Origin of the sequence: Streptomyces sp. G-G2 (assembly GCF_030063135.1) — a bacterium.
Lineage (GTDB): Bacteria > Actinomycetota > Actinomycetes > Streptomycetales > Streptomycetaceae > Streptomyces.
In genome coordinates this window covers 1-1,061 of record NZ_JASISO010000129.1, presented here as the reverse complement: position 1 = coordinate 1,061, position 1,061 = coordinate 1, and the positions used below count along the sequence as shown (strand labels likewise).

At 67.4% G+C, this 1,061-nt stretch carries 1 protein-coding gene; it reads left to right on the top strand.

From position 1 onward, the window contains the following. Nucleotides 1-502: 502 nt before the first annotated feature. Nucleotides 503-871, top strand: coding sequence for a hypothetical protein (locus QMF80_RS37895; protein WP_502963010.1), 369 nt, complete (start codon nucleotides 503-505; stop codon nucleotides 869-871). Nucleotides 872-1,061 lie beyond the last annotated feature (190 nt).

Sequence of the window (1,061 nt, the reverse complement as noted above, 5' to 3'; positions counted from 1 at the left end):
ACCACCTCCGACCTGGACGATCTGCTGGCCAGACTCGACCGACACTCTCTCGACCGACAGGAAGAATCCTCCACCGCACCGACTGCTTGATCAACCCCCGAAGGACTTCGCGCGTCGACCACTTAGCACGCGGCCATGTCGAATATGGGGAGGAGCGTCCCCGAAGCTGCCGTGTCGTCCAGAGGTCTCGTACGACGGCGTGCGGCGCTGATGTTCCCCTGTGGCCGAGCCCGGCCCCGGCGGCGCCCAGGCCATCAGCGCGAGGTCCCGGCGATGGGTGGTGACTCCCGTTGTCATGAGGAACGGCTCGGTGCCGACGGCCAGGGTGACTCCCGAACTGCTGTCGAAACGCTGATCTTCGACATGTACAAAGCCACCAGGCAGTGGGCCGGGCGCTGCAGATGCAGCCGAGCGAGGGCAAGGTGGCCTCACTCGTGGTGCCGGTGCTGCTCGGGCCGGGCGAGACGGCGGACAACATGCTCACGGCCGGGCGTTCGGTGGGGTGGCCAAGCTGTTGGAAGCGCTGCGGGCGCACGACGCGCGGATCGTGGAGAGCCTCGCGGAGCAGCAGGCACCGAGCCGCTACAAGGCCGTCAGCAAGGACGAGAACGGGAAGATCACGGATGGGAGCGGCGAGGGCTCCGGAGGTGTCAGCGCCCCCGCCAAGGCTCTGCTGAAGTTCTCCACGCCCCGCGACCCGGCCGCCCTCGCCGCGTTCATCAACTTGCGGGTCCTCAACCCAGAGCACGAGCACTGGCGGCGCGGCGTGGAGGCGGCCGTGATCTACGCCCGCGAGCACGGTGATCTGAAGGTGCCGTTCACGTACCGCGCGCCCGCCGTCGACGACCAGGAGGCGGAAGCCACGGGGTGACCAGCCTCGCTTGCCAACTTCCCGCTGGGGCAGTGGACCGCCGACGCTCGCCGTTTCTAGTGCGGGTCCGTAAAGTTAACGGTGGTTTTGGAGTTGTTGGGGGTTCAGCGGCGGGCGGCTGAGAGTCGGCCGTCGAAGGTGATGTCGAAGGCGTTCAGAGCGGCTTTCCAGCGTTGGGTCCAGCGTTTAC